The 2,487-nt window shown below is 66.5% G+C and carries 2 protein-coding genes and 1 pseudogene; all 3 read right to left on the bottom strand.

Annotated elements, in window-relative coordinates; all coding sequences use genetic code 11:
- A partial coding sequence (locus tag QZ994_RS19495; protein WP_290877656.1) for an ABC transporter ATP-binding protein occupies positions 1-1,567 on the bottom strand: 1,567 nt, incomplete at its 3' end.
- 22 nt (positions 1,568-1,589) lie between these two features.
- A complete protein-coding gene (locus tag QZ994_RS19490) occupies positions 1,590-2,285 on the bottom strand; it encodes a cysteine hydrolase family protein (RefSeq protein ID WP_290877653.1) in 696 nt (231 codons plus the stop codon).
- 46 nt (positions 2,286-2,331) lie between these two features.
- Positions 2,332-2,487: pseudogene (locus QZ994_RS19485) on the bottom strand (ABC transporter permease); the annotation flags it as partial.

Genomic DNA, 2,487 nt, shown 5'->3' with positions numbered 1-2,487 from the left:
CGGCATCCTGGGCCGCGCAGCTGTGCACGATGCGGCCTTCGCTCATGACCACAATGCGATCGGCCAGCTTGAGCAGCTCGTCCAGGTCTTCGCTGACCAGGAGCACGGCCCCGCCCTGGTTGCGCACGGCCATGATGCGGGCGTGGATTTCAGCGACGGCGGCGAAATCAAGTCCGAAAACGGGGTTGGAGACCAACAGCACATCGACCTGCCCATCCAGCTCTCGGGCCAGGACGGCGCGCTGCACATTGCCCCCCGAAAGCGAGCGGATCGGGGCATCCTCACCCTGAGTTTTGACACGGTAGCTGGCAATCAGGGCCTTGGCCTGTTCGCGCAGCACGCTGGCGCGCAGCCAACCAGCGCGCGCGGCTGGGGCCTGGTCGAAACGCCGCAAACCGATGTTGAACGCGACACTGAGGTCGCCCACACAGGCGTTGCGCAGGGGCTCTTCGGGCAGGCTGCGCACATTCAGGCGCTGGTTCTGCTCACGGCCTGCGTGGTAGGGCTCCTCGGCCATCCAGACCTCACCCGACTCGCGATCCCGCTGGCCCACCAGGGCTTCCATCAGTTCGCGCTGACCATTGCCCGACACCCCGGCAATGCCGACGATCTCGCCCGCGCGCACCTGCACGCTCAAGCCATGCACGGCACGCTCGCCGCGGTCGCCCAGCACGGAGAGACCCTGGACCCGAAGGCGGGAAACGGCATCGGCATCCATGGGCCGGCGTTCCAGCGGGGCATGAGAGGTGGCCACACTGATCGCCGTCGGGCTGCCTGCCCCCTCCCCAGGCTGACCGGCTCGCCCCAGGCCCATCATCTCGGCCCCCAGCAAGGCCGGAGAGGTGTCGGCCACACGGTGGCTGCCCATGAGCTGGCCGCGACGCAAGACGCTGACGTCGTCGGCCACCTCCATGACCTCGCGGAACTTGTGCGAGATCATGATGACGCTGACCTCCCCCGCATGGGCGCGCTCCCGCAAGGCGCCCAGCACCTCGTCAGCCTCCTGCGGGGTCAGCACCGAGGTGGGCTCGTCGAGGATGAGCAGACGGGGACGGAGGTAAAGCTGCTTGAGGATTTCGAGCTTCTGCTTTTCGCCGGCAGAGAGGTCGACGGGACGGGCATCCAGGGCCAAGCGGAAGGGCGTGGTCGACATGAAGGCTTCGAGCTCGGCGCGCACCTGCTTCCACGGGATGACGGCAGGGAGTTCTCCCTTGGCCAGCAGCAGGTTCTCGGCGACGGTCATGCCGGGCACCACCGTGAAGTGCTGGTAGACCATGCCGATGCCCATCTGGCGGGCCAGCATGGGCGAAGTGATGGCCACCTCGCGACCATCGACGAGCACGGCCCCCTCCTCCGCCTGGTGGTAGCCCACAATCGCCTTGACCAAGGTGGACTTGCCTGCACCGTTCTCCCCCAGCAAGGCGTGCACGGTGCCGGGGCGCACCTCGATGGAAACGGCGTCCAGCGCCGTGAAGGCGCCAAAACGCTTGGTGAGCGCATAAGTGCTCAAGGCCAGTGCGCCCCGCTTCGGAGGCGGCTGCAGGGCAGGGTCCAACGGGGCAGTCATGACAGGCCTTTCGCTTGCGGGGTCACAGCGTTTGCAGCGCGTGGATGAGCGACTGGGAGTCGGTGTAGGCGCCGAACACCCCGCCCTGCATCCGAATCATCGAAAAAGCGGCAGCATGGTTGCCCGGGTCGGTGGCACCGGTGCAGTCCGTCAGCATCACGCACTCGAAGCCGCGGTCATTGGCCTCGCGCATGGTGGTGTGCACGCAGACATCGGTGGTGATGCCGGTGAGGATCAGATTGCGGATGCTGCGGGTGTGCAGGATCAGTTCAAGGTCGGTCGCACAGAAGCTGCCCTTGCCGGGCTTGTCGATGATGGGCTCGCCATCGATGGGGTAGAGCTCGGGAATGATGTCCCAGCCGGGCTCGCCGCGCACCAGGATGCGACCGCAAGGCCCCATGTCGCCAATGCCCACGCCATCGGTCCCGATCTGACGCGAACGCCAGCGCTTGTTGGCCGGCAGATCACTCAGGTCGGGTCGGTGGCCCTCGCGCGTGTGGATCACGTGCATGCCCACCTGCCGCGCCACAGCCAGCAGCGCCTTGATCGGGTCGATGGGGGCTCGGGTGGCGCTGATGTCGTAGCCCATCTTGTCGACGTAACCACCCACGCCACAGAAGTCGGTCTGCATGTCGATGATGACCAGGGCCGTGTTCGACGGGCGAAGGTCGCCGTCAAAAGGCCAGGCATAAGGCTGGGCGTCGACAAAGGTGCTCATGCAACCTCCTGCGTTGAAAAGAAAGGAAGAAAGGGCACTGCGTCCGTCAGCGCGAGACACCCAGCTCCATCGGGGCACCCTGCACCACCCGCTTGGGGCTGCAGGTCCACACCAGGATGGCCAGCGTCAGCGCGTAGGGCACGGCGTTGAACAGGTGATAGCCCCAACTCACACCGACCGACTGCAGCGCGGGCCCCAGGGC

Origin of the sequence: Aquabacterium sp., from assembly GCF_021768455.1 — a bacterium.
In the GTDB taxonomy this organism is placed as follows: domain Bacteria; phylum Pseudomonadota; class Gammaproteobacteria; order Burkholderiales; family Burkholderiaceae_C; genus Aquabacterium.
The sequence above is the reverse complement of the archived record's forward strand: the minus strand, read 5'-3'. Positions and strand labels throughout refer to the sequence as shown.

Coding starts and splice junctions, on each gene's coding strand:
- QZ994_RS19490 (WP_290877653.1), bottom strand. CDS start 2,285: ATGAGCACCTTTGTCGACGCCCAGCCTTATGCCTGGCCTTTTGACGGC.